The following is a 24910-nucleotide window of genomic DNA, read 5'->3' as shown; positions in this document are numbered from 1 at the left end:
CGGGCCGGTGCGGCGTACTGGACGGCATGACGCAGCTCGAGCTCGACCCCGGCACTGACGCGACGATCGCCCGCTGCCACACGCTGGCGACGCGGCGGATCGGCGAGCTGGCCCGCCCTCCGGTCCTCGACGCCGGGCCGGCGACCGGCGACCTCCTCGCGATCTGCTCCCGGCTGGTCGGGACCGCCGGCCAGCTCGCCGTCGTCAGCGCGGCGACGGCCGCCGCGGTCCGGGCCGTGGGTGCGGAGCTCGGGTCGACCGACGAGCAGCTGCACGCTCGCTTCGAGCGGCTGCGGGGCGGGTCGTGAGCGCCCTCACCGCCGGCATCGAGACCCGGGTGGACGGCTCCCCCGACAGCGTCGACGCAGCCGCCACCTGGCTGCGGACCTCGCTCGCGTCGGGCCTGCGCGGCGCCGGCGACCAGCTCGCCGCCGCCCGGGCCGCAGCGCTGGCCGGGTTCCACGGCCAGGCCGGCTCGTCCTACGAGCGGCTCGACGCCCGGCTGCTGCGGCTGGTCGACGAGCACGCCGCACGGGTGGAGCGCGCGGCCGGCGCCCTCACGGCGTACGCCGCCCGGCTGCGGGCCCTGCAGCAGCTGATGGCCTCGTGCCGCGACCGGGCCACCGCGGGCGGCCTGACAGTCGCCGGCACCCTGATCCTGGAGCCGCCGGTGCGGGTCCTGGGCGCGACCGGGGACCCGGCCGAGCTCTACGACCAGCTCGCCCGGGAGGTCCCTGCCGAGCACCTGCGCTTCGTGGCCTGGGCCGCGGAGCACCTGGCCGCGGCGGCGCGCGACGTCGAGACCGACGACGTCGCGCAGTGGGCGCAGCTGGTCCGCCGGCACTTCGACGGGCTCGGCCGCAGCGTCGGGCAGAAGCTGGCGGAGCACGCGGTCGAGGAGATCGCCCGCTCGCTGCAGGACCGGGCCGACGACCTGGAGCGGGCCCGCGGCACCGGCGAACCGCCTCGGCGGGCGCCGGGACCGGTGCCGCTCGACGAGGCGGACCGGCTGCGCGGCCTGTCCAGGCTCGCCGACGCCACCGGCCGGGCGCTCGGGCCCGCCGGCACGGCGGTGGACGGCCTCGGCGCCCTGGAGGGCGACAAGCCGGCCGGCGGCCTGCTCGCGGTCGGTGTCGGCACCGGGCTGGCGCTCGCCACAGCGCCGGTCACCGTGCCGACGGTCGGGACGGTCGTGGTCGGCGCCGCGGTCGCCTACTTCGGCAGCGAGGGCACCAAGTGGGGCTGGGACCGGCTGCCCGACAGCTTCACCGACCCGGCCGACGAGTGGGTCGAGGACCAGTGGGAGGACACCAAGGACGAGGCGGGCGAGGCCTGGAAGTCGGTGAAGGGATGGTTCTGAGCTGGGTGATCCGGCTGCGACCGGTGCCCGCCCCGGAGGCGGCCTACCGCAGCGTGGCGCACGTGGTCGTCCTCGTCCAGATGCTGTTCCTGATCGCCGTCGAGGGGCTCTTCGCCTGGCTCGGCGTGCTCACGCTGTCGGTGCCCGGGGAGGAGAGGGTCGGCGGCGTGACGTTGGGCGTGGCACTCACCGCGCTGGCCATGACCGTGGCCTTCCTGGCCGGCCTCGTCCGGCCACTGCGGCGCGGGGATCCGCCGCCCGCCGTGCCCGTCGGCGACGGGCTCGACCTGCCGGTGCGCCGGCTGCCGATCGCGACCGCGCGCGTCGGGTTCGTGGCCTGCGCCGCAGCCGGCGCCTTCGCGATCGGGTGGCCCCCGGGGCCGGGTGACCGAGTCCTCGGCGTGGTCATCGTGCTCCTCTTCGCCGGCGCGCTCACGCTGACGTGGGTGGTCTCACCCCAGATCCGCTTCGACCCCGACGGCCTCACGCTGCCGCTCTGGATCCCTGCCCACCGGCACCTGCCCTGGGCGGAGATCGAGCGCATCGAGGCGCTCGGCAACTTCCACCCGCACCTGGGGGTCGTCCTGGTCGGCTCGACCAGGCCGATCACCTGCTCGCTGCACTCCCACGCCTGGGCGCCCTCGGCGATCCTCGCCGCCGCCCGGCACTTCACCGAGCACCCGGAGCTGCGCGCGACGCTCACCGACCCGGCGGCGCTCGAGCCGTTCCGGACCTGGTCGTGATCCGGGCCGCCCCTCAGAGCTCGAAGACGATCCGGGCGGTCGTGCGCCCGGCGAGCACGTCCTCGACCGACTCGTTGACCTGGTCCAGGCTGCGGGTCTGCGACACGACGCGGGTGCGGCCCCGGGCGTGCAGCTCGAAGACCTCGGCCAGGTCCTCGCGGGTGCCGACGATCGACCCGATCACCGAGAGGCCCTTGAGCACGGTCGGGAAGATCGGCAGCGCCATCGGCCCCGCGTCCTCGGCCGGCAGCGCGACGCAGACCAGGCGTCCACCGCGACGCAGCGCGGCGAAGGCCTGCTCGAAGACCGACGGGATCACCGCGAGCACCACCGCGACGTCCGCGCCGCCGAGGGCCTCGATGGCGGCGACCGGGTCCTCGGTGCGGGCGTTGACGACGTGGTCGGCGCCGAGCTCGGTGGCCATCTCGAGCTTGGCGTCCTCGACGTCGACGGCGATCACGGTGCCGCCGACGATCCGGGCGTACTGCACGGCGAGGTGCCCGAGGCCGCCGATCCCGAAGATCGCGACCCGCTCGGTCGGCTGGATGCGGGCGACCTTGATCGCCTTGTACGTCGTCACGCCCGCGCAGGTCAGCGGCGCGGCGTCGATCGGGTCGACCCCGTCCGGCACCGGGACCGCGTAGTCGGCGTCCGCCACGGCGTACTCGGCGAAGCCGCCGTCGACGGAGTAGCCGGTGTTCTGCTGCTCCTCGCACAGCGTCTCCCAGCCACTGATGCAGTGGTCGCAGTGCCCGCAGGCATGGCCCAGCCAGGGCAGCGCCACCCGCTCGCCGACGGACCGCTGGGTCACCCCCGGGCCGACCTCGGTGACGATGCCGACGCCCTCGTGCCCTGGCACGAACGGAGGGCTGGGCTTGACCGGCCAGTCCCCGTGGGCGGCGTGGATGTCGGTGTGACACAGTCCGCTGGCCTCGATGCGGACCAGCACCTGCCCGGGACCCGGGGTCGGCACCTCCCGGTCCTGGAGCTCGAGCGGTCGGTCGAATGCGGTGACGACGGCTGCCTTCATGATGTCCTCCGAGTAGGACAGGCACGGTGCCTGGCTTCCCAGAGTCCACCCATCGGGCCCTCGACGGAAGGGCGCTCAGTCCTGCGACCAGGCCGCCCAGAGCCGGGCGTAGCGTCCGCCGGCCCGCACCAGCTCGTCGTGACCGCCCAGCTCGACCGGCTCCCCGGCCTCCAGCACGAGCACCCGGTCGGCGCTGCGGGCCTGCACGAGCCGGTGGGCGATCGTGATCGTGGTCCGCCCCTCGGTGGCCGCCAGCGCGGCCTCCTCGAGCACCCGGGCGCCGGCGGAGCCGGCCTCGGCCGTCGCCTCGTCGAGGACGACCACCCACGGGTCGGCGACCAGGACCCGGGCCAGCGCGAGCTGCTGGGCCTGGGCCGGGGTCAGCGGAACGGTCCCGGCGCCCACCTCGGTGTCCAGGCCCTCCGGCAGCGCCGCGACCCAGTCCGCGGCGCCGACGCTCCGCAGTGCCGCCTCGAGCTCCGCGCGGGTCGCGCTCGGCCGCGCCAGCAGCAGGTTGTCGGCCACGCTGCCGGCGAGGACGTGGATCTCCTGGGTCACCGTCGCCACCACGGGCCGGTCCGCCAGCGCCGCCGCGCGGACCTCGACCCCGCCGATCGTGACCGAGCCGCTGGTGGGGACCAGGCGCCCCGCGACGACCAGCCCGAGGGTGCTCTTGCCGGCGCCGCTGGCGCCGACCACCGCCAGCCGCTCCCCCTCCGCGACCTCGAGGTCGACGCCACGCAGGGCGGGGTGCTCGGCGTCGTACTCGTGGCTGACAGCGGTGACCGCGACGCCTCGGTGGGCCGGCGCCGTGCCGCCGCCGCGGGCCGGGGCCGGGAGCAGCGCGATGCCGGCGAGCCGGGTCAGCGAGGCGCCGGCCGACTGCACCTCGTCGAAGAGGAACAGCACCGCGCCGACCGGGTTGAACAGCCGGTGGAAGTACAGGGCGGCGGCGGTGACCGCGCCGACCGTCGCCGCGTCGGCGCGCACCAGCGCGAAGCCGGTCGAGAGCACGAGCAGGAGCCCGACCGCCTCGGCGCGGTTGTTGCGGCCGCCGAAGCGCATCAGCAGGTCGAAGACGTCGATCGAGAGGCTCGCCGAGCGCCAGGACGCCCGATCGACCGTGCGCTGCTGCTCCTCGGCGAGCCCGAAGGCGCGCAGCGTCCGGCTGCCGTGGACGCCGGTGAGCAGCGCCTCGGCGCGGTCGCCGTTCGCCTCCCGCTCGCGCCGGTAGTAGGGCCCCGACCGGGGCAGGTACCAGCGCAGGGCCACTGCATAGAACGGCGCGGCCGCGAGCCCGGCCAGGCCCAGGCGCCAGTCGAGCGCCGCGAGCCCGCCGACCGTGAACACGATCGTCACCACTGAATTGACCAGCAGCGGCACCGCCTCGGTCAGCGACCCCGCGACCACGCGGACGTCGTCGCCCACCCGGGACATCAGGTCGCCCTGGCCGGCGGCCTCGAGCTCCTCGGTCTCCAGGTGCAGGGCCCGGTCCAGCACCTGCTCGCGCAGCTCCGCGAGCGCCGGCTCGCCGGCGCGCGCCAGCGTGGACACCGACAGCGCGGTGGCCACCGCCCCCACCACCGCCGCGCCGCCGATCCAGGCCGCGGCGCTCAGCACGTCCCGGGTGCTGCCGCCGGTGCTGACCAGGTCGGCCACCCGGCCCAGCTGCCACGGCGCGACCAGTCCGGCGAGACCGACGAGCGCGAACATCACCGCGCTGGCGACGAAGGCGCCCCGGCGCCGCATCAGCAGGGTCCGGGCCAGGCCCGCGGCCTCGGCCGCGCTCGAGACCGGCAGCCGGGTCATCGCAGCACCGCCGCTCGGTAGGCGACGTCCGTGGCCAGCTCGCGGTGCGACCCGCGGGCCACGACCCGCCCGGCGCGGAGGTGGACGACGGTGTCGGCGTGCGCGAGCAGCGCCGGGCTGCTGGTGAGGACCACCGTCGTGCGCGTCGGCGCCCCCGGCTGCTCCGGGTGCCGCAGGCCGTGCAGGCCCTCGGCGATCCGGGCCTCGGTGACGGCGTCGACGGCCGTGGTGGGGTCGTGCAGGACCAGCACGGCGGGGTCCGCCGCCAGCGCCCGGGCCAGGCCGAGGCGCTGACGCTGGCCGCCGGACAGCGCGGTGCCGCCGACGCTCACCCGCTCGTCGAGCTTCGCGGCCGACTGCTCCACGACCTCGTCGGCGGCCGAGGCGCTCAGCACCCGCGCGAGGCGGTCCTCGTCCACGTCGCCGCGCGGGTCCACGTTGCTGCGCAGCGTGCCGTCGAAGAGGTCGACGTGGTGGTCGGCCACGAGCAGGACCTCGCGGACCTGCTCGACAGCCAGGTCGGTGATCGGGGCGCCGCCGAGGCGCACCGCCCCGTCGGCGGGGGCCGCCTCGCCCCGCAGCAGCGTCATCAGGGCCGCAGCGTCGGCCGGGTCCTCGACGACCACGGCCACCGAGCGACCCGGTGCGGCAGCGAAGGTGACCTCGGCCAGTGGTCCGAACGACACCCGGTCCAGCTCGAGGCCGGCTCCCGCGCCCGGTGCGGGCGGCACTGCCGATCCGGTCCCCGGTCCACTCGCCACCAGCGGCGGCGTCGCCAGGAACGAGACGATCCGCTCGGCCGAGGCCCGGGACTGGGCGAGCTGTGCGACCAGGTAGGTCAGCATCCGCAGCGGCTCCCCCAGGAACTGGCTGATGCCCACCACGGCGACGAACTCGCCGACACCCACCTCGCCGTCGACGGCCCGCAGGCCGGCCACCAGCGCCACGACCGCCAGGAAGACGCCGCTCAGGCCGACCGTCATCCCCTGCATCAGGCCCTCCCAGCGGGCCGCGCCGACGCTGGCCACCGCCGCCCGCTGGCTCTGGGTGCGGTAGCGCTCCAGCGCCGCGTCCTCGGCCCCGATGCCCTTGAGCGGGCGCAGGCCGCGGACGAAGTCGCCGGCGATGCCGGCCGCCGACCCCAGCGCCTCCTGGCGTACGCCGCTGCGGCGTACCAGCCGGGGGGCGAGGGCCTGGGTCGCCACCAGCACACACGGCACCCCGACCAGCACCACCAGCGCCAGCACCACGTCGATCGCGGCCAGCACGACCGCGCTCACCACGAGGCCGACCGCGGCGGCGAGCGTGAACGTGAGCTGGCGGACGACCGTGGCCACCATCTCGGCGTCCGTGGTCGCGATGGTCAGGACGTCGCCGGGCAGCCGGTCCGACCGGGCCCCCCGTGGTGAGAGGACGTGCCCGGAGACCTCGGTCCGCAGCGCGTGCGACTCGACCTGCAGCGCCCGGAGCCCGACCCGGGCGCCGAAGCGGTAGGAGAGGCTGAGCACGACGAAGTGGACGGCCAGCACGACCGCCCACAGCACCATCTGGGCCAGGTCGCCGGTGACGACCGCGCGGTCGATGATCACCCCGATCAGTGCGGGGACCATCAGCTCGGCGACCTGCCACACGGTCACCAGGGCCACGGACACGACCAGGGGTCGCCGTTGCCGGCGCAGGGTACGGCGGATCAGTGCCCCCGCCGTGCGGGGCGGGGCGCCGTCAGCGGCGTACCTCAAGCGACGTCGGCCTCCATGGCCGCGACGAAGTCCGCCTTGACCCGGCGCCACTCCTCGTCGGCCAGCGTCCGGTGCCAGTACGGCGAGCAGGACATCGCGGCGCGGCTGAGTCCCCGCTCGACCAGCAGGTGGCGCCGGATGCCGCGGATCTCGTCGGCCTCCCCGTGCACGAACGCGTCGACCCGGCCGGCGGGGAACGCCAGCTGCTCGAGCGCGTCGAGCAGCAGCCGGTCCGGGGCGGCGCTGCCGGCCCGGTGCAGCCACCGCAGGTCCAGCCGGCCCGGCGACTCCAGCGGGAGCTCGTGGCTGGCGTCGTCGCAGACCAGCCGCACCACGACCGGCCGGCCGGCGGGGACGGCGCCCAGCGAGGCCGCGATCGCCGGGAGCGCGGACTCGTCACCGACGAGGAGGTGCCAGTCGGCCTCGGGGTCGGGGCGGTAGCCGCTGCCGGGTCCCTCGAGCACGAGGACGTCGCCGGGCCGCGCCGCGGCCGCCCACGGGCCCGCCACCCCGGCGTCGCCGTGGACCACGAAGTCGATCGTGAGCCGGCGCCGCCCCTCGTCCCAGGCCCGGACCGTGTAGCGCCGGCGCGCCGGCCACCACTGCCGGTCGTGCTCGGCGCGCACGGTGGCGGGGTCGAAGACCGGCCCGTACGGCGCCCCGGCCGGCGGGACCGCGATGTTCACGTACGCGTCGGTGTGGTCGGGCATCGCGAACCCGGCGAGCCCCTCCCCGCCGAGCACGACCCGCACGATCGAGGGCGTCACCCACGCCGTCGACTCCACCTGTCCGAACATCGCACCGCTTTCCCTGAGACGTCGAGCACCATCGCTGCGCAATTAGGTTAGCCTTACCAACTGTCAGGCGCGGACCCGTTCCAGCCCCTGGCTTCCGGTGCTCAGCGGAGCACTTCCATGCCGAAAGGAAACACCGTGCCCCCATTCCGCCTCCTGGCGGGCTCTCTCGGAGCCGCTGCCCTCCTCCTCGCCGGGTGCGGAGGATCCTCCGACGACGACGGCGACCAGGGCTCCTCGAAGGAGTCGTCGGGTGCCTTCCCGATCACGATCGAGCACGCGCTGGGCACCACCACGATCGAGGAGGCCCCCGAGCGGGTCGCGACGGTGAACTGGGCCAACCACGAGGTTCCGCTCGCCCTCGGCGTCGTGCCGGTCGGCATGGCGGCGGCGAACTTCGGCGACGACGACGGGGACGGGGTGCTGCCCTGGGTCGCCGACAAGCTCGAGGAGCTGGACGCCGAGACGCCGGTGCTCTTCGACGAGACCGACGGCATCGACTTCGAGGCCGTCGCCGACACCGCCCCGGACGTGATCCTCGCGTCGTACTCGGGCCTGGACCAGGAGTCCTACGACACCCTGAGCGAGATCGCCCCGGTGGTGGCCTACCCGGAGTCGCCGTGGTCCACGGACTGGCGCGACATGATCCGCCTCAACAGCGAGGGCATGGGGATGGCCGAGGAGGGCGATGAGCTGATCGCCGACCTGGAGTCCGAGATCGACGCCACCGTCGCGAAGCACCCGGACCTCACCGGGAAGACCGCGATGTTCCTGACCCACGTCGACACCACCGACCTCAGCGAGGTCAGCTTCTACACCACCCACGACACCCGGGCGCGGTTCTTCGAGGACCTCGGCCTCGGGACGCCGGAGAGCATCGCCAGCGCGTCGGCCGAGACCGACGAGTTCTCGCTGACCCAGAGCGCCGAGCAGGTCGACGCGCTCGACGACGTCGAGGTGATCGTCACCTACGGCGACCAGGAGCTGGTCGACGCCCTCGAGGGCGACCCGCTGCTCTCGAAGATGCCGGCGGTCAAGAACGGCGCCATCGTGCTGCTGCCGAACAACCCGCTCGGCACCGCCGCGAACCCCACCCCGCTGTCCATCTCCTACGTCCTCGACGAGTACGCCGGGATGCTGGCCGAGGCAGCTGCCGGGACGCAGTGACCGCACCCGACGTCGAGACCGACACCGCCTCGGCCGCCGCCCTCGTGCGGCGGCCGAGGCGGCTTCGGCTCGTGTGGCTGCTGGTCGTCCTCGCGGTCCTGGTCGCCCTGACCGCCTGGTCGGTGGCCGTCGGCTCGCGCTCGGTGACCTGGGAGGACATCGTGGCCGCCCTGGGCGGCAGCAGCGAGACCCTCAGCGAGGCAGCGGTCACCAAGCGGATCCCGCGCACGCTGCTGGCCGTCGTCGTCGGCGCCGCGCTCGGCCTGGCCGGCGCGGTCATGCAGGGCGTGACCCGCAACCCGCTCGCCGACCCCGGGATCCTGGGCGTCAACATGGGCGCCTCCCTCGCGGTGATCACCGGCATCGCGTGGTTCGGGCTGACCTCCCCGTCCAGCTACATCTGGGTCGCGATCGTCGGGGCGGCCGTCTCGGCGGTCTTCGTCTACGCGGTCGGGTCGCTGGGCCGCAGCGGCGCCACCCCGCTGAAGCTGGCGCTCGCCGGCACGGCCACGTCCGCGGCGTTCGCCTCCTTCATCACCGCCCTGGTGCTGCCCCGCAACGACATCGCCGGCGGCGTGCGCTCCTGGCAGATCGGCGGGGTGGGCGGCGCCTCGTTCGAGACGATCCGGCTGGTCGTCCCGTTCCTGCTGGTCGGGTTCGCGCTGTGCCTGCTCACCGCGCGCGGGCTCAACTCCCTGGCCCTCGGCGACGACGTCGCGGCCGGGCTCGGGGAGCGGGTGGCGCTGACCCGCGGCACCGCCGCCCTCGGCGCGGTGCTGCTGTGCGGCGCCAGCACCGCGGTCGCCGGCCCGATCGGGTTCGTCGGCCTGGTCATCCCGCACCTGTGCCGGATGCTGGTCGGCGTCGACCACCGCTGGCTGCTGCCGTTCTCCGCGATCGCCGGCGCGAGCCTGCTCACCGCCGCCGACGTCGTGGGGCGCATCGTCGCCCGGCCCAGCGAGATCGACGTCGGCATCATCACCGCCCTGGTCGGGGCCCCGTTCTTCATCCACGTCGTCCGCCGGCAGAAGGTGCGCGCGCTGTGAGCACCCAGACCGTCCAGCAGGTCACCCGCGGCCGGGTCCGGCGTACCGTCCGGCGCCGCGCCGTGATGGCCGTGCTCGCCGTCCTGCTCGTGGCGGGCTTCGCGACCAGCCTGATGGTCGGGCGCACCTTCTACCCGCCCGGCGACGTGCTCGCGGTGGCGCTCGGCCAGGACGTGCCGGGGGCGTCGTTCACGGTCGGCCGGCTCCGGCTCCCCCGCGCGGTCCTCGCGGTGCTCTCCGGGCTCTGCTTCGGCCTGGCCGGCGTCACCTTCCAGACCATGCTGCGCAACCCGCTGGCCAGTCCCGACATCATCGGCATCAGCGCCGGCGCCAGCAGCGCCGCGGCGTTCGCGATCGTGACGCTGTCGCTGAGCGGCCCGGCGGTCTCCGCGTTCGCCATCGTCGTCGGCCTCGGCGTGGCGATCCTGATCTACGTGCTGTCCTTCCGCGACGGCGTCGCCGGGACCCGGCTGATCCTGATCGGGATCGGCATCGCCGCGATGCTCGAGAGCGTCACCAGCTACATCCTGAGCCGGGCGGCGGCGTGGGACCTGCAGGAGGCCACCCGCTGGCTGACCGGCAGCCTCAACGGCGCCGGCTGGGGCGACGTGGTGCCGACAGTGGTCGCGCTGCTCGTGCTGGGCCCGCTGCTCCTCACCCGGACCCGGGACCTCGAGATGCTCCAGCTCGGCGACGACGCGGCCTCCGCGCTCGGCGTCCGCGTCGAGCGCACCCGGCTGTTCGTGATCGTGGCTGCGGTCGGGCTGATCGCCTTCGCCACGGCCGCGACCGGCCCGATCGCGTTCGTGGCCTTCCTCGCCGGGCCGATCGCGGCCCGGCTGGTCGGGCCGGGCGCGTCGCTGCTGATCCCCTCCGCGCTGGTCGGCGCCCTGCTGGTGGTCGTCGCCGACTTCTGCGGCCAGTACGCCTTCGGGCACCGTTATCCCGTGGGCGTGGTCACCGGCGTGCTCGGCGCGCCGTACCTCGTCTACCTGATCGTCCGCTCCAACCGCACCGGAGGCTCGCTGTGACCGCCCAGCACACGCTCACCGTCGAGGACCTCACGCTCGGCTACCGCGACCGGACAGTGATCGAGGCGCTCGACCTGGCCGTGCCGACCGGGAAGGTCACCGCGATCGTCGGGGCCAACGCCTGCGGGAAGTCCACGCTGCTGCGCTCGATGTCCCGGCTGCTGGCGCCGCGCGCGGGACAGGTGCTGCTCGACGGCAAGCAGGTGCACCGCCTCCCGGCCAAGGAGCTGGCCCGCACCCTGGGGCTGCTCCCCCAGTCCCCGGTGGCCCCCGAGGGCATCGTGGTCAGCGACCTGGTCGGACGCGGGCGCAACCCGCACCAGCGGATCCTGTCGCGGTGGAGCGCCGAGGACGACCAGGCAGTCGCCGCCGCGCTCGACGCGACCCAGACCGCCGACCTGGCCGACCGTCCCGTCGACGAGCTCTCCGGCGGGCAGCGCCAGCGGGTCTGGATCGCGATGGCGCTCGCCCAGCAGACCGACGTGCTGCTGCTCGACGAGCCCACCACGTTCCTCGACGTCAGCCACCAGGTGGAGGTCCTGGACCTGCTCACCGACCTGAACCGGTCCCGCGGCACCACGATCGTGATGGTGCTGCACGACCTCAACCTCGCCGCGCGGTACGCCGACCAGCTGATCGCCCTCGCCGGCGGCCGCCTGCACGCCGCCGGCGACCCGCATGCAGTACTCACCGAGGAGACGGTCCGGGCCGTCTTCGGCCTGGAGTCCAGCGTCGTCGTCGACCCGGTCTCCGGCCGGCCACTGATGCTGCCGATCGGGCGGCATCATGTGGCCGGGGCCTCGGTCCCGACCTCGGTCGGGGCCTCGGTCCCGGACCAGCGGTGAGCTGGCCACCGTTTCGGGCTGGGCTCCGGGCCCGGCGGTGAGCTGGCCACCGTTCGGTGCGCCGAAACGGTGGCAGACTCACCGCTCCCCCGGCGGACCCGGCGGACCCGGCCAGCCCGGCCAGCCCGGCCAACCCGGGGAGCCTCAGACCCCGGGCGCGAACCGGTAGCCCATGCCGGGCTCGGTGACGAACAGCCGCGGGTGGGACGGGTCGGCCTCGAGCTTGCGCCGGATGCTGGCCAGGTGCACCCGCAGGTAGTTGGTCTGGCGCTCGTAGCTGGGGCCCCACACCGCCCGCAGCAGGTCGGTCTGCCGGACAAGCCGGCCGCGGCCGCGGACCAGGTGCTCAACGATCTTCCACTCGATCGGGGTCAGGTGGATGTCCTCGGTGCCCCGGCGGGCCCGGGAGTCGCTGACGTCGAGGACCAGGTCGCCGACCTGGACGCACAGCGGCGGCTCCTCGGCGCCCGCGCGGCGCGCGGCGGCGCGGACCCGGGCCAGCAGCTCCTCGATCGAGAACGGCTTGGTGATGAAGTCGTCCGCGCCGAGGTCGAGCGCCTCGACCTTGTCGTCGGACCCGGTGCGCGCCGAGACCACGATGACCGGGACCTGGGTGAACGAGCGCAGCTGGCGCAGCACCGCGACCCCGTCGAGGTCGGGCAGCCCGAGATCGAGCAGGACCACGTCGGGCATCCGCTCGTCGACGATCTGGAGCGCGGAGCGCCCGTCGCCGGCCGTCTCCACGTCGTAGTCGCGGGCCCGCAGGTTGATGGAGAGCGTGCGGCAGATCGCCGGGTCGTCGTCGACCACGAGCACGAAGGTCATGCGGATTCCTTGCCTGGGATGCGGAGCTCGACGACGAAGGTGAGCCCTCCGCCGGGAGTCTCCTCGGTGCTGATCGTGCCACCCATCGCCTCGGTGAAGCCGCGCGCCACCGCGAGGCCGAGCCCGACGCCGTCCTGGCGGGGCACGTCGCCGAGACGCTGGAAGGGGGCGAAGATCCGGCTGTGGTCCCGGTCCGGTACGCCGGGGCCGCTGTCGGCGATGCGCAGAGCGACGACGTCGCCGCGGACGGCCGCGTCGACCCGGATCCGGGACGGCGCGGGGGTGTACTTCAGCGCGTTCTCGCAGATGTTGGCCACGACCCGGTCCAGGAGGCCGGGATCGGCCAGGACGGTGGGATCGCCGGTGGGGTCCTCGGCGCAGCCGAGCGCGACCTCGATCCGCTCGTTCCCCTCCAGGGAGGCGATCGCGTCGTGGACCACGCCGGCCAGCGACACCGGCGAGAGCGAGACCTGCACGGTGCCGGTGTTGATCCGGCTCATGTCGAGCAGGTTCGCGACCAGCGCGGTCAGCCGGTCCGTGGACTCCTCGATGGTCTCCAGCAGGTCGGCCTCGTCCTGCTCCGACCACCGCACGTCCGGCGACCGCAGACTCGCGACCGCCGCCTTGACCGCGGCCAGTGGCGAGCGCAGGTCGTGGGAGACCGCTGCCAGCAGCGCCGTCCGGGTGCGGTCGGTGTCGGCGAGCCGGGCCCGCTCGAGCTCGGCGCCGATCGCCCGGCGGCGCTCCTCCATGACCTTCGCGTAGGCGGCGTACGCCGTCAGCAGGCCCCGGTCGGTGGCCGGGAGCCGGGCGCCGTCGAGCGCCAGCGTGGTGCGCTCGTCGACCGCGGCCGCCATGTCGGCCGCCTCCGAGGAGGCCGGGGCCGCCCCGTGGCTGGCGACCACCTCCTCCGCGTCCTGCTCGCCGCGGCGCAGGACCGCCGCCCCGCGGGCGTTGAACAGCTCGCAGGCCGAGGCGAGCAGCCCCGACAGGTCGTCGCTGGCGTTGAGCAGGCTGTGGGAGAGGACCGTGAGCGCGTCCGCCTCGGCGCGCGCCTTCGCCGCCTGGGCGGTACGCCGGGCCGCGGTGTCGACGACTGTCGCGACCGCGATGCCGACGATCATGAACAGCAGGATCGCGAACGCGTTCTCGGGCTCGTCGACGGTCAGTGTGTGGACCGGAGGCGTGAACAGCACGTTGAGCAGGACCCCGCTGACCACCGCCGAGACCACCGCCGGCACCAGGCCGCCGATGAGCGCGGTCGCCACCACCAGGACCATCAGCGCCATCGCCTCGGTCGGCAGCCCGTGCACGTCCTCGGTCCAGATCAGCAGCAGACTGCCCAGGAACGGCGCCAGCACCCCGAACCCGAACCCCAGGCCGCGACGCCGCCCGCTCAGGCTCTCGGCGGCGCGCCACCGGGTCCCGGCCCGGGCGTAGTCGTGGGTGACGATGTGGATGTCGATGTCGCCGGCGCCGGCGATCACCCGCTCGCCGATGCCGGGCCGCAGCAGCGTGGAGATCCGGCCCCGCCGGCTGGCGCCGACCAGGAGCTGGGTGGCGTTCTCGGCCCGGGCGAAGTCGAGGATCGCCTCGGCGGGGTCGTCGCCCACGACCGCGTGCAGGGTGCCGCCGAGGTCCTCGGCCTTGCCGCGCAGCTCGGTGAGCCGGTCCGGCGACATCGCGGTCAGCCCGTCGGGCCGGGTCACGTACAGCGCGCGCCACTCGGTGCCCGAGCCCCGGGAGGCGATCCGGGCGGCGCGGCGCATCAGCGTCAGCGACTCCGGCCCGCCGCTGACCGGGACCACGATCCGCTCCCGGGCCGGCCAGCTGGCCTCGATGTGGTGCTCGGTGCGGTAGCGGTCCAGCCCCTCGTCGACGCGGTCGGCCAGCCACAGCAGCGCCAGCTCGCGCAGCGCGGTGAGGTTGCCCTCCCGGAAGTACTGGGACAGCGCGGCGTCGACCTTGTCCGCGGCGTAGATGTTGCCGTGCGCCATCCGCCGCCGCAGCGCCTGCGGGCTCATGTCGACCAGCTCGATCTGGTCCGCCGAGCGGACCACGTCGTCCGGCACGGTCTCGCGCTGCCGGACGCCGGTGATCGCCTCGGTGGCGTCGTTGAGCGACTCCAGGTGCTGGATGTTGACGGTGGTGACCACCTCGATGCCCGCGTCGCGCAGCGCCTCGACGTCCTGCCAGCGCTTCGCGTAGGCGCTGCCCGGGACGTTGGTGTGCGCCAGCTCGTCGACGAGCACCACCGCCGGGTCCCGGGCCAGCACGGCGTCGAGGTCCATCTCCTCCTGGACCGTGCCGCGGTAGGAGACCGAGCGCCGCGGCACCACCTCGAGGCCGCGCACCGCCTCCTCGGTCCGGGGCCGGCCGTGGGTCTCGACGTACCCGACGACCACGTCGGTGCCGCGCCGCTGCCGGCGGTGCCCCTCGTCGAGCATCGCGAAGGTCTTGCCGACCCCGGGCGCGGCGCCGAGGTAGACCCTCAGCCTGCCGCGCTCGGGGCGTCCGGCGCCCACCTGGCTCAGCTGGCTCACCTGATCATCACGACCGCATCTTCTCCTGCACCGCCAGGTTGAGCTCCAGCACGTTCACGCCCGGCTTTCCCAGGAAGCCCAGGACCCGCCCGGCGGTGTGGTCCGCGACGAGGTCGCGGACCGTCTGCTCGTCCAGGCCGGTGGCCGCGGCGACCCGGGCGGCCTGGAGCTCGGCGTACGCCGGGGAGATGTGCGGGTCGAGGCCGGAGCCGGAGCCGGTCAGCGCGTCGGCTGGCACGTCGGCGGGGTCCGCGGACTCGGCGTCCGCCACCGTGGCACGCCGCTCGGCCACCAGGTCGAGCAGGTCCGGGCTGCTCGGGCCGAGGTTGCTCGGGGCCGAGGCGAGCGTGTCGTAGTCGTTGGCCGAGGGGCGGGAGTGGAACCACTCCTCCCCCTCGAACTGCTGGCCCAGGAGCCGGGAGCCGACCACCTGGCCGTCGTGACGGACAGGCTGGCCAGCGGCGCGGTCGCCGAGTGCCTGGCCGACGCCCCACACGGCGACGGGGTAGCCGACGCCGAGGATGGCGGTCAGGACGAGGAGGGCGCGCAGGCCGGCGAGGGACTGGCGGGCGAGGTCAGGAAGCATGATGATCAGCCGATTCCGGGGATGGTCGAGACGAGCAGGTCGATGAGCTTGATGCCGACGAACGGCACGAGCACGCCGCCGAGGCCGAAGACGAGCATGTTGCGGCGCAGGATGGCGGTGGCGGAGGCGGCGCGGAAGCGCACCCCGCGCAGGGCGAGCGGGATCAGCGCGATGATGATCAGCGCGTTGAAGATGACCGCCGAGAGGATCGCCGACTGCGGCGTGGCCAGGCCCATGATGTTGAGCGCGTCCAGGGACGGATAGGCGGCCACGAACATCGCGGGGATGATCGCGAAGTACTTCGCGACGTCGTTGGCGATCGAGAACGTCGTCAGCGCCCCGCGGGTGATCAGCAGCTGCTTGCCGATCGCGACGATGTCGATGAGCTTGGTCGGGTCGGAGTCGAGGTCGACCATGTTGCCGGCCTCCTTGGCGGCCGCGGTGCCGCTGTTCATCGCCACCCCGACGTCGGCCGCGGCGAGCGCGGGGGCGTCGTTGGTGCCGTCCCCGGTCATCGCGACCAGCCGGCCGCCGGCCTGCTCCTTGCGGATGTAGGCCAGCTTGTCCTCGGGGGTCGCCTCGGCGAGGAAGTCGTCGACCCCGGCCTCGGCCGCGATGGCCTGGGCGGTGAGCGCGTTGTCGCCGGTGATCATCACCGTGCGGATGCCCATCGAGCGCAGCTCGGCGAACCGCTCGGTCATGCCCTCCTTGACCACGTCCTTGAGGTGCACGACCCCCAGGACCCGGCCGGACCCGGCCGCCTCGTCCCGGCAGGCGATGACGAGCGGGGTCCCGCCCGCCCGCGAGATGTCGCCGATCGTGTCGGTGACGGCCGTCGGGGGCGTCGTCCCGACCCACTCCGCGACGGCGGAGGCGGCACCCTTGCGGATCAGGGTCCCCTCGGCGAGGTCCACGCCCGACATCCGGGTCTGGGCTGTGAACTCGACGAACTCGGCGCCACCCGGCAGGTCACGGTCGTCCGCGCCCTGCTCGAGGGCGAGCTCGACGATGGAGCGGCCCTCGGGAGTCTGGTCGGCCAGGCTGGAGAGCCGCGCCGCGTCGCGCAGCTCGGACTCGCTCACGCCCGGCGCCGGCACGAACCGGCTGGCCCGGCGGTTGCCGTAGGTGATGGTGCCGGTCTTGTCCAGCAGCAGGGTGCTGACGTCGCCCGCGGCCTCGACCGCGCGGCCGGACATGGCCAGCACGTTGACGCGCACCAGCCGGTCCATGCCGGCGATGCCGATCGCCGAGAGCAGCGCGCCGATGGTCGTGGGGATCAGGCACACCAGCAGCGCGACCAGCACCACCACGTCCTGCGGCGCCCCGGCGTACTCCGCCATCGTGGGGAGGGTGGCGACCGCGGCGAGGAACACCAGCGTCAGGCTGACCAGCAGGATCGACAGCGCGACCTCGTTGGGGGTCTTGCGCCTCGAGGTCCCCTCGACCAGGGCGATCATCTTGTCCAGGAACGTCTGGCCGGCCGCCGCGGTGATCCGGACGACGATCCGGTCCGAGAGCACCTTGGTCCCGCCGGTGACCGCGCTCCGGTCACCGCCGGCCTCGCGGATGACCGGGGCGGACTCGCCGGTGATCGCGGACTCGTCGACCGAGGCGATGCCCTCGACGATGTCGCCGTCGCCGGGGATGACCTCCCCGGCCTCGACGACTACCCGGTCGCCGACCTGGAGCTCGGTGCCGGCCACCTGCGTCTCGGCCCCGGAGGAGTCCAGGCGCCGGGCCACGGTGTCGCTGCGGGTGGCCCGCAGCGACGCGGCCTGGGCCTTGCCGCGGCCCTCGGCCACCGCCTCGGCCAGGTTGCCGAACACGACGGTGAGCCAGAGCCAGATCGCCAGCGAGATCGCGAAGACGCTCGGGTCGGTGACCGCGACGACGGTGGTGAGGATCGAGCCGAGCCAGACCAGGAACATGACCGGCGAGCGCCACAGGTGCCGCGGGTGCAGCTTGCGCAGCGCCTCGGGCAGCTGCTGGACGCCCTGGGTGGCCAGGGTCCGCAGGGTCAGACCGGTGGTGGGCTTGTCGCCCGCGGGAGGTGTCGGGGTGGTCGGGCTGGTGGCGGTGCGGGTCGCGGTGCTCATGCGAGTGCCTCTGCGATGGGGCCCAGGGAGAGGGCGGGGAAGTAGGTCAGGCCGGTCAGGATCAAGATCACGCCGACCAGCAGGGCCACGAAGATGGGCTTGTGGGTCGGCAGCGTGCCCGCGGTGGCGGGGACCTTGCCCTGCTCGGCCAGCGAGCCGGCCAGGAGCAGGACGAACACGATCGGCAGCAGGCGGCCCAGCAGCATCGCCAGCCCGATGGTGATCTGGAAGAAGTCCGAGGTCACCGTGATGCCGCCGAAGGCGCTGCCGTTGTTGTTGGCGCCGGAGGTGTAGGCGTAGAGCACCTCGCTGAAGCCGTGGCCGCCGGCGTTGCCCATCGCGTCCGGTGTCGAGTCCAGCGCCATCGCGATGCCGGTGCCGATCAGCACCAGGGCGGGCGTGGTGAGCGTGTACAGCGCGACGTACGTCATCTGCCGCGAGCCGATCTTCTTCCCCAGGAACTCCGGGGTGCGGCCCACCATCAGGCCGGCGATGAAGACGGCCACGATGGACATCACGAGGATGCCGTAGATGCCGGAGCCGACACCGCCGGGAGTGATCTCGCCGAGCATCATGTTCACCAGCGCGGCACCACCGCCGACCGGCGTGAAGGAGTCGTGGGCGGCGTTGACCGCCCCGGTCGACGTCCCGGTGGAGACCATGCCGAACAGGGCGCTGGCCCACTCGCCGAACCGGGTCTCCTTGCCCTCCATCGCGGCGCCGGCGGCCTGCCCGGCCTGGGACCGGGCGCCGGCCTCGCCGGCCGTGATGATCGCCAGCGAGATCGTCATCAGCACACCCATGGCGGCCAGGACCGCGAGGCCCTGGCGGCGGTTCCCGAGCATGGTGCCGAGGGTGCGGGTCAGGCTGATCGGGATCACCAGCATCAGGAAGATCTGGAGCAGGTTGGTGGCCGCGTTGGGGTTCTCGAAGGGGTGGGCGGAGTTGGCGTTGTAGAAGCCGCCGCCGTTGGTGCCGAGGACCTTGATGGCCTCCTGGCTGGCCACCGGGCCGCCGGTGAGGACCTGGTCGTGACCGGCGAGGGTCGTCATCGTGGTGTCGCTGAAGCTCTGCACGACGCCGCCCGCCATCAGCAGCACGGCGCCGAGGAAGGCCATCGGGAGCAGGATGCGCAGTGTGCCGCGGGTCAGGTCGACCCAGAAGTTGCCGAGCTCGCCGCTGCGGACCTGGACGAAGCCGCGGATCAGCGCCACCGCGACCGCGATGCCGACCGCCGCGGAGAGGAAGTTCTGGACCGCCAGGCCGGCCATCTGCGCGGCGAAGCCGAGCGTCGACTCGCCGCCGTAGGACTGCCAGTTCGTGTTGGCCACGAACGACGCGGCGGTGTTGAACGACATCCAGAACGGCATGCCGTCCAGGTCGCGGTCGAACGGCAGCGCGGCCTGGCCCATCAGGATCGCCATCAGCACCACGACGCTGACCAGCGAGAACCCGACCACGCTCAGCGCGTAGGCCTTGGGGCTCTGCCCGGCGGCCGGGTCGACTCCGGTGAGCCGGTAGACCACCCGCTCCACGCGCAGGTGCGAGGTGCCCGTGTACACGCGCGCCATGTAGTCACCCAGCGGCACGTACACGGCCGCCAGCAGCAGGATCAGGGCCGCGATCTGCAGCAGCCCGGCAACGTTGTCTGACACTAGAAACGCTCCGGACGGATCAGCGCCGTGAGGAGGTACGCCGCGACGGCGAGGACCGCGACGATCAGGAGGCCGTTCTCAACATTCATGCGGCCAACTGAAGCGCCCGCCGACGCCCGGACCGGCGAACTTGACGCGGTCTTGACGCGGGTTGACGCGGTCTTTCCGGGCGCTGCCGATCAGGCGGGGCGAGGCCCGCCGCGTCGCGTCAGGCGGAGCGGAACGGGTAGTCGGTGTAGCCGACCGCACCGGGGCCGTAGAACGTCGCCTGGTCCGGCTCGTTCTCGGGGTGCTCGCCCCGCCACCGCTCGACCAGGTCCGGGTTGGCGAGCGCGGCGCGGCCGACCGCCACCAGATCGGCGTGGGCGTCCTCGACCAGCTGCACGGCCTCCGCGCGGGTGGTCACCCGTCCGAAGCCGCTGTTGGCCATCAGCGGACCTGCGAAGCGCCGGCGCAGCTCCTGCACCAGGTCGCCGGCGGGGTCGGCGTGCAGCACGGAGAGGTACGCGAGGCCGAGCGGACGCAGCTGGTCGAGCAGCGCGCCGTACGTCGCGAGCACGTCGGCGCGGTCGGTCTCCAGGGCGTCCTGGATGTTGTTCTCCGGTGAGATCCGCAGGCCGACCCGGCCGGCGCCGACCGCCTCGACGACGGCTGTCACGACCTCGACGACGAAGCGGGCGCGGGCCTCGGGCGAGCCGCCGTACTCGTCGGTGCGCTGGTTGGACGCCGGGGAGAGGAACTCGTGGAGCAGGTAGCCGTTGGCGCCGTGCACCTCGACGCCGTCCAGGCCCGCGGCGATCGCCCGCCGGGAGGCGGCGACGAAGTCGGCCTTGATCTCCTGGGCCTCCGCGCCGGTGAGCGCGTGCGGCACCGGGTAGGGCTGCATGCCTTTCTCGGTGTGGCTCTCGCCCTGGATCGCGATGGCGCTCGGTGCCTCGACGCGGCGCCCGCCGTTCACGTCCGGGTGGGTCACGCGGCCGCCGTGCATCACCTGCATCACGATCTTGCCGCCGCGCGCGTGGACGGCCTCGGCGACCCGCGCCCAGCCGGCCTGCTGCTCCTCGGTCACCATGCCGGGCTGGCCCACGAAGGCCTGGGACTCGTAGCGGGGGTAGGTCCCCTCGGTGACGATCAGGCCGAGGCTCGCGCGCTGGGCGTAGTGCTCGACGAGGAGGTCGTTGGGGACGCCGCTCGCGCCGGCGCGCATCCGGGTCAGCGGGGCCATCGCCACCCGGTTCGCCAGTTCGAGGTCGCCGAGGGTCACGGGGGTGAAGAGGTCCATGTCGGTGTCCAACAGCGGGCGGCGACACGGCTGTTCCGCGGAACGCCGGTCCTGCGGGGTGTTCCTCGCCTCACCGGTCCTGCCGGCCCGGGCTCAGGCCGACCACCCGAGGTCGAGCGCGCCCTCGCCGAGCTCGTCGGCGGAGAGCAGCGAGGCCTGCTGCGAGGCCACGGGCCCGGGGCGGTGGGACCCGAGCTCGGACCGGCCGTCGACGACCAGCCGCAGGGCGCGGCGCAGGGAGGTCAGGACGACGTCCTCGCGGTGGCCGTCCAGGTCGACGCGGCCGGTGCGCACGGCGACGATCGCGGCGATCAGCGCCAGCCGGTCCCGGTCGAAGGCCTCGGCGATGCTGCGGGTCGGCACCGGCCCGTCGTGGAGGAGCTCGAGCAGCATCCGGACCCGGCGGTGCTCCGGGGCCGGGGCCGGCTCGGCCGGTCGGGCCGGCTCCAGGAACTGGCGACCCCGGACCCGCACCGTGAGGTCCCGGGCGACCGCCTGGACCTGGTCCTGGAGGACCGCGACGACGACCCGCAGCTGCTCCGGCGCGAAGGGCACCGCACAGATCCGGGCGGCCAGCACGATCGAGTCGCCCTCGACCTGGAAGCGTCCGAACTCGGCGTCCCGGTTGAGCAGGGCGGCCTCGAGCGGCAGCCGGTCGACGTCCTGGGCGTCACAGACGACGTGGGCGAAGACGTCGACAGCCGGCCGGTCGTCGACGACGCGGACGAAGAGCATCGACAGACCGGCCGGGACCGGGATGTCGCCGTCCGGGTCGTGGCGGAACGCGTCGCCGAGCGCCACCCGCATGGCGTCGTCGACCAGGCGCCGGAGGTGCGCGTGGTCCTCGGCGTGCACCGCCAGCGGCTCGTCGTCCGGGGCGGGCGGCGCCAGTTCGGTGTCGTCACCGCTCCCCCAGCCGTAGACGAACGCCGGGTGCTGGCAGCCGTAGACCTCGCGCAGCGTCCGCACCACGAGCACCGCCACCTCCTCGGCCTGGCGCAGCTCGACGTCCACATGGAAGTTCGCCTCTCCCGGGACCGGGACACCGTTCTCGTCCAGGCACGGCGCCCGCCACCCGATCTGGAGGAGCCGGTCGACCGCCCGGTCGTCGAGGGCGTACTGCTCGTCGAGATAGACGTTGCTGACCGCCTCGGCCCGCAGCAGCGCGCCCCAGCGGAGCACCTGGAGGTAGGGCGCCGCGCCGTCGAGCTCGTCGTCGTACGCCGCGACCTGCACCTCGAGCGGCAGCACCTCGTCCTCGCCCAGGAGCACCAGCCGGTCGGCCAGCTCCTCCCGGAACTCGGCCCAGGCGGCCTCCACCTGATCGTCCAGCTCGGGTCCGTCCGTGGTCATCGCGCCCTCCTCGGGTGTGGGGACCCGACGCTAGGGGCGAGCACCGACAGTTCCCGGCTGACCTGGGCGAGCGGGAATAACCGGCCGCCCACCGCACTTTGCCCAGATACCCCCTAGGGGTACCTGTCGACTCGAGGAGGACCGATGGACCAGCACCAGCTGCACGACCACCAGCCGGGCCACGGCGGCGGCGTGAACGCGATGGCCGCGAACGCGACACTGCACTGCCTGACCGGCTGTGCGATCGGCGAGATCCTCGGCCTGATGATCGGCACCGCCCTCGGCCTGGCCACCGGTGCGACGATCGCGCTGGCCGTCGGGCTGGCGTTCCTGTTCGGCTACGCCCTCTCGACCCTGCCGCTGCTGCGGGCCGGCGCGTCGTTCACCGCCGCCCTGAGCCTGGTCTTCGCCGCCGACACGATCTCGATCGCCACGATGGAGCTGGTCGACAACCTGGTCATGGCGCTCATCCCCGGCGCGATGGACAGCGGCCTGGTCAACCCGATCTTCTGGATCGGCATGATGATCGCCCTCGCGGTCGCGTTCGTCGCGGCGTTCCCCGTCAACCGGTACCTCATCGGTCGCGGCAAGGGCCACGCCCTGACCCACCAGTACTCCGCGCAGCACACCCACTGAGGAGCCACGATGAGCACCACGACCCTGGCCGGCGCCATCATCGGCTTCCTGTTCGGGGGCCTGACGGTCTCCATCGCCGCCGAGCTCGAGAACGACGACGGCCCGGACCCCGACGAGGGCACCCACGGCGCGGGCTACCACGCGACCCGCTGACCGCCGGGGCGCTCAGCCGCCGGGCGTCTGCACCGCCTCGCCGCGGCCGAGCTTGCTGTGCCGATAGCCGTAGGCGCCGTAGATGATCGCGCCCAGGACGAACCAGGCCCCGAACCGCAGCCACGTGGCCGGGTCGAGCTTGGTGATCAGCCACAGCGAGAACGCGATCCCGAGCAGCGGGGTGAGCGGCATCAGCGGGACCCGGAACGTCCGCGGCAGCTCCGGGGAGCGGTAGCGCAGCACGATCACCGCCGCAGAGACGACCACGAAGGCGAGCAGGATGCCGATGTTGGTCAGCTCGGCGGCCTCCCCGATCTGGGCGAACCCCGCGATGCCGGCCGCGACGATGCCGACGATCCAGGTGGGCCGGCTCGGGGAGTGGTGGGCGTTGGTCCGAGCGAACCAGCCGGGCAGCAGCCCGTCGCGGCTGATCGCGTACCAGACCCGCGACGCGGCGAGGGTGAAGGAGAACAGCACGGTGATGATGCCGACGATCGCGCCGATCGCCACGATCTCGGAGAAGCCGCCGAGCCCGACGGCGCTGAAGGCCTCACTGAACGCCGCCTCGCCGGTGAGGTCGGAGTAGTTCACCATGCCGGTGAGGACGGTGGCGGCCAGCAGGTAGAGCACCATCGCGACGGCCAGCGACAAGATCACCGCCTTCGGCAGGTTGCGCTCGGCGTCCTTGGACTCCTCCGCGGCGGTGCTCATCGCGTCGTACCCGAAAACCGCGAAGAAGACGATGGCGGCGCCGGTGGCGGCACCCCCCAGCCCGTTCGGGAAGTACGGCGTCAGGTTGTCGGCGTCGATGTAGAAGGCGCCGACCACGATGACGGCCAGCACGATCAGCAGCTTCACGCCCACCAGCCAGGTCTCGACCCGGGTGCTGGTCCTGATGCCGCGGTTCAGCAGCCACGCGACGCCCAGGCACAGCAGCACCGCGAACAGGTCGACGCGGTGCCCCTCGCCCGTGCCCGGCGCGCCGAGCATCCACGCGGGCAGGTCGAGCCCGACCGACTCGGCGAGGAACGAGATGTACTGCGAGACTCCGATCGCCACCACCGCGACGATCGCCGTGTACTCCAGCAGCAGGTCCCAGCCGATGAACCAGCCCACCGCCTCGCCGAGCACCGCGTACCCGTAGGTGTAGGCCGACCCGGCCGCCGGGATCAGGCCGCCGAACTCGGCGTACGACAGCGCGGCGCAGGCGCTCGCGACGCCGGCGATGAGGAACGAGACGGTCACCGCCGGGCCGGCGTCCTCCTTGGCGACGGTGCCGGCGAGCGCGAAGATCCCCGCCCCGATGATCGCGCCGAGCCCGATCGCGGTGAGCTGCCACAGCCCGATGCTGCGCTCCAGCCCACCCTCGGCGGGCGGCGCCTGCACCGGCTTTCGTCGGAAGATCCCCGTCTGCGGTGGCACCGGACGGGTGGACGAGGAGTCGTGCTCGGCCATGTCTAGACGTTCCCCGTTGCGGGCCGCTCATGCCTGGGCCGCCCCCGGCCGCCCTTCCGCCTACCAGAGCGGACCGTCGTTGAGGAAGGCGAGCGCCGCACGCACGGCCTCGTAATCGCCGGCCTCCAGAGCCGTGGCGATCACCTGGTCCTCCCCCGCCAGCGCCTGGACGTAGGCGAGGAAGTCCGGGTGGTCGAGACCGTGCGCTCGCCAGAACGGGTCGGCGGCGGCCCAGTAGGACGTCGTCACGCTGGGCCTGGGCTCCCGGTCGAGCCGGAAGTCGATCCGGTCCTGCGCACTGCCGACGCGCTCGTGCGGAGGGATGACGCGCACTAGGCTCAGACGACCGCGGCGCAGGTCCTCGTTCAGCACCCCGCGGACCTGCTCCGGGCTGACGCCTTCGTTCCAGACCGTCGAGAGCATCCCGTGCGCACCCTCGGACCAGTTGGCGCCCTCGTTCAGCCATCGGTCACCGATGGCCGCGGCGTCCTGACCGGGGCTGCACGCCGCCCAGGACATGACGAACGGGCCAGGGCACAGGATGCCGGTCACCTGCGGGATGCCATGACCGTCCAACTCGGTACGGACCACGTCGCGCACAGCGAGCGGCACGTAGAACGATGTGTTGCGCAACTCGAAGGTCCCGCTGCCCTCGTGACCGCCCATCGGCAGAGCCCACATCGTCTCACCCGCGGGCATGTCGGCGAGCTCGACGAACCGCACCCGGATCTTGACGTTCTCCTGCGTCATGGTTTGAGGCTG

The 24910-nt window shown here is 73.7% G+C and carries 23 protein-coding genes; 9 read left to right on the top strand and 14 right to left on the bottom strand.

Annotated features, from left to right (window positions below; genetic code table 11):
• Positions 1-26 precede the first annotated feature (26 nt).
• The 3 genes from EBO35_RS03145 to EBO35_RS03135 are packed head-to-tail and all read left to right on the top strand — an operon-like array spanning position 27 to position 2103.
• Positions 27-308 (top strand): hypothetical protein, encoded by a 282-nt coding sequence (locus tag EBO35_RS03145; protein WP_122816438.1) that lies wholly within the window; start codon positions 27-29, stop codon positions 306-308.
• Positions 305-1360, top strand: coding sequence for a hypothetical protein (locus tag EBO35_RS03140; protein ID WP_122816437.1), 1056 nt, complete (start codon positions 305-307; stop codon positions 1358-1360). The genes EBO35_RS03145 and EBO35_RS03140 overlap by 4 nt, the downstream gene beginning before the upstream one ends.
• Positions 1351-2103: a hypothetical protein gene (locus EBO35_RS03135; RefSeq protein WP_122816436.1), complete on the top strand. Its 753-nt coding sequence runs from the start codon at positions 1351-1353 to the stop codon at positions 2101-2103. The genes EBO35_RS03140 and EBO35_RS03135 overlap by 10 nt, the downstream gene beginning before the upstream one ends.
• Before the next feature lie 13 nt (positions 2104-2116).
• On the opposite strand, the gene adhP is transcribed toward EBO35_RS03135, so the two are convergent.
• From adhP to EBO35_RS03115, 4 genes are all read right to left on the bottom strand, one after another.
• Positions 2117-3133, bottom strand: a complete 1017-nt coding sequence (gene adhP / locus EBO35_RS03130; protein ID WP_122816435.1) for an alcohol dehydrogenase AdhP — start codon at positions 3131-3133, stop codon at positions 2117-2119.
• Between the two features lie 75 nt (positions 3134-3208).
• Entirely contained in the window at positions 3209-4942 is a 1734-nt protein-coding gene (locus EBO35_RS03125; protein WP_122816434.1) for an ABC transporter ATP-binding protein, read from the bottom strand.
• Positions 4939-6681: an ABC transporter ATP-binding protein gene (locus EBO35_RS03120; protein ID WP_164477778.1), complete on the bottom strand. Its 1743-nt coding sequence runs from the start codon at positions 6679-6681 to the stop codon at positions 4939-4941. The genes EBO35_RS03125 and EBO35_RS03120 overlap by 4 nt, the downstream gene beginning before the upstream one ends.
• Positions 6678-7478: a siderophore-interacting protein gene (locus EBO35_RS03115; protein ID WP_122816432.1), complete on the bottom strand. Its 801-nt coding sequence runs from the start codon at positions 7476-7478 to the stop codon at positions 6678-6680. Before EBO35_RS03115 ends, EBO35_RS03120 begins: the two co-directional genes overlap by 4 nt.
• Positions 7479-7613: 135 nt before the next feature.
• Here EBO35_RS03115 and EBO35_RS03110 point away from each other — a divergent pair, with 135 nt between their 5' ends.
• From EBO35_RS03110 to EBO35_RS03095, 4 genes are read left to right on the top strand one after another with little or no spacing between them, the layout of a single operon-like run.
• Entirely contained in the window at positions 7614-8642 is a 1029-nt protein-coding gene (locus tag EBO35_RS03110) for an iron-siderophore ABC transporter substrate-binding protein (protein WP_206422647.1), read from the top strand.
• Positions 8639-9688, top strand: a complete 1050-nt coding sequence (locus EBO35_RS03105; RefSeq protein WP_122816430.1) for a FecCD family ABC transporter permease — start codon at positions 8639-8641, stop codon at positions 9686-9688. The genes EBO35_RS03110 and EBO35_RS03105 overlap by 4 nt, the downstream gene beginning before the upstream one ends.
• Positions 9685-10719, top strand: a complete 1035-nt coding sequence (locus tag EBO35_RS03100) for a FecCD family ABC transporter permease (RefSeq protein WP_122816429.1) — start codon at positions 9685-9687, stop codon at positions 10717-10719. Before EBO35_RS03105 ends, EBO35_RS03100 begins: the two co-directional genes overlap by 4 nt.
• A complete protein-coding gene (locus EBO35_RS03095; RefSeq protein WP_122816428.1) occupies positions 10716-11564 on the top strand; it encodes an ABC transporter ATP-binding protein in 849 nt (282 codons plus the stop codon). Before EBO35_RS03100 ends, EBO35_RS03095 begins: the two co-directional genes overlap by 4 nt.
• Positions 11565-11708: 144 nt before the next feature.
• On the opposite strand, the gene EBO35_RS03090 is transcribed toward EBO35_RS03095, so the two are convergent.
• From EBO35_RS03090 to EBO35_RS03055, 8 genes are all read right to left on the bottom strand, one after another.
• Complete coding sequence (locus tag EBO35_RS03090; RefSeq protein WP_122816427.1) at positions 11709-12389, bottom strand: response regulator; 681 nt, start codon at positions 12387-12389, stop codon at positions 11709-11711.
• Positions 12386-14932 carry an ATP-binding protein gene (locus EBO35_RS03085; protein WP_241153838.1) on the bottom strand — a complete coding sequence of 849 codons (2547 nt, stop codon included), beginning with the start codon at positions 14930-14932 and terminating at the stop codon, positions 12386-12388. The genes EBO35_RS03090 and EBO35_RS03085 overlap by 4 nt, the downstream gene beginning before the upstream one ends.
• Before the next feature lie 7 nt (positions 14933-14939).
• On the bottom strand, positions 14940-15518 hold the full coding sequence (kdpC, locus tag EBO35_RS03080; RefSeq protein ID WP_122816426.1) for a potassium-transporting ATPase subunit KdpC: 579 nt from the start codon (positions 15516-15518) through the stop codon (positions 14940-14942).
• A gap of 5 nt (positions 15519-15523) precedes the next feature.
• Positions 15524-17614: a potassium-transporting ATPase subunit KdpB gene (kdpB, locus tag EBO35_RS03075; protein WP_122816425.1), complete on the bottom strand. Its 2091-nt coding sequence runs from the start codon at positions 17612-17614 to the stop codon at positions 15524-15526.
• On the bottom strand, positions 17611-19269 hold the full coding sequence (gene kdpA / locus EBO35_RS03070; RefSeq protein WP_122816424.1) for a potassium-transporting ATPase subunit KdpA: 1659 nt from the start codon (positions 19267-19269) through the stop codon (positions 17611-17613). The genes kdpB and kdpA overlap by 4 nt, the downstream gene beginning before the upstream one ends.
• Positions 19269-19358: a potassium-transporting ATPase subunit F gene (locus EBO35_RS03065; RefSeq protein ID WP_122816423.1), complete on the bottom strand. Its 90-nt coding sequence runs from the start codon at positions 19356-19358 to the stop codon at positions 19269-19271. The genes kdpA and EBO35_RS03065 overlap by 1 nt, the downstream gene beginning before the upstream one ends.
• A gap of 119 nt (positions 19359-19477) precedes the next feature.
• Positions 19478-20551 (bottom strand): alkene reductase, encoded by a 1074-nt coding sequence (locus tag EBO35_RS03060; RefSeq protein WP_122816422.1) that lies wholly within the window; start codon positions 20549-20551, stop codon positions 19478-19480.
• Between the two features lie 93 nt (positions 20552-20644).
• Entirely contained in the window at positions 20645-21904 is a 1260-nt protein-coding gene (locus tag EBO35_RS03055; RefSeq protein ID WP_122816421.1) for a T3SS (YopN, CesT) and YbjN peptide-binding chaperone 1, read from the bottom strand.
• A gap of 144 nt (positions 21905-22048) precedes the next feature.
• On the opposite strand from EBO35_RS03055, the gene EBO35_RS03050 reads away from it, so the two are divergent.
• Both EBO35_RS03050 and EBO35_RS19330 read left to right on the top strand, forming a co-directional pair.
• A complete protein-coding gene (locus tag EBO35_RS03050) occupies positions 22049-22540 on the top strand; it encodes a DUF4396 domain-containing protein (protein ID WP_241153837.1) in 492 nt (163 codons plus the stop codon).
• A 9-nt stretch (positions 22541-22549) separates the two neighbouring features.
• A complete protein-coding gene (locus EBO35_RS19330; RefSeq protein WP_164477777.1) occupies positions 22550-22693 on the top strand; it encodes a hypothetical protein in 144 nt (47 codons plus the stop codon).
• 12 nt (positions 22694-22705) lie between these two features.
• Here the strand turns inward: EBO35_RS19330 and EBO35_RS03045 are convergent, their stop codons facing one another.
• Complete coding sequence (locus tag EBO35_RS03045; RefSeq protein ID WP_122816420.1) at positions 22706-24148, bottom strand: amino acid permease; 1443 nt, start codon at positions 24146-24148, stop codon at positions 22706-22708.
• A gap of 60 nt (positions 24149-24208) precedes the next feature.
• Complete coding sequence (locus EBO35_RS03040; RefSeq protein ID WP_122816419.1) at positions 24209-24898, bottom strand: hypothetical protein; 690 nt, start codon at positions 24896-24898, stop codon at positions 24209-24211.
• Positions 24899-24910: the final 12 nt, after the last annotated feature.

The organism is Nocardioides pantholopis (assembly GCF_003710085.1).
Lineage (GTDB): Bacteria > Actinomycetota > Actinomycetes > Propionibacteriales > Nocardioidaceae > Nocardioides > Nocardioides pantholopis.
The sequence above is the reverse complement of the archived record's forward strand: the minus strand, read 5'-3'. Positions and strand labels throughout refer to the sequence as shown.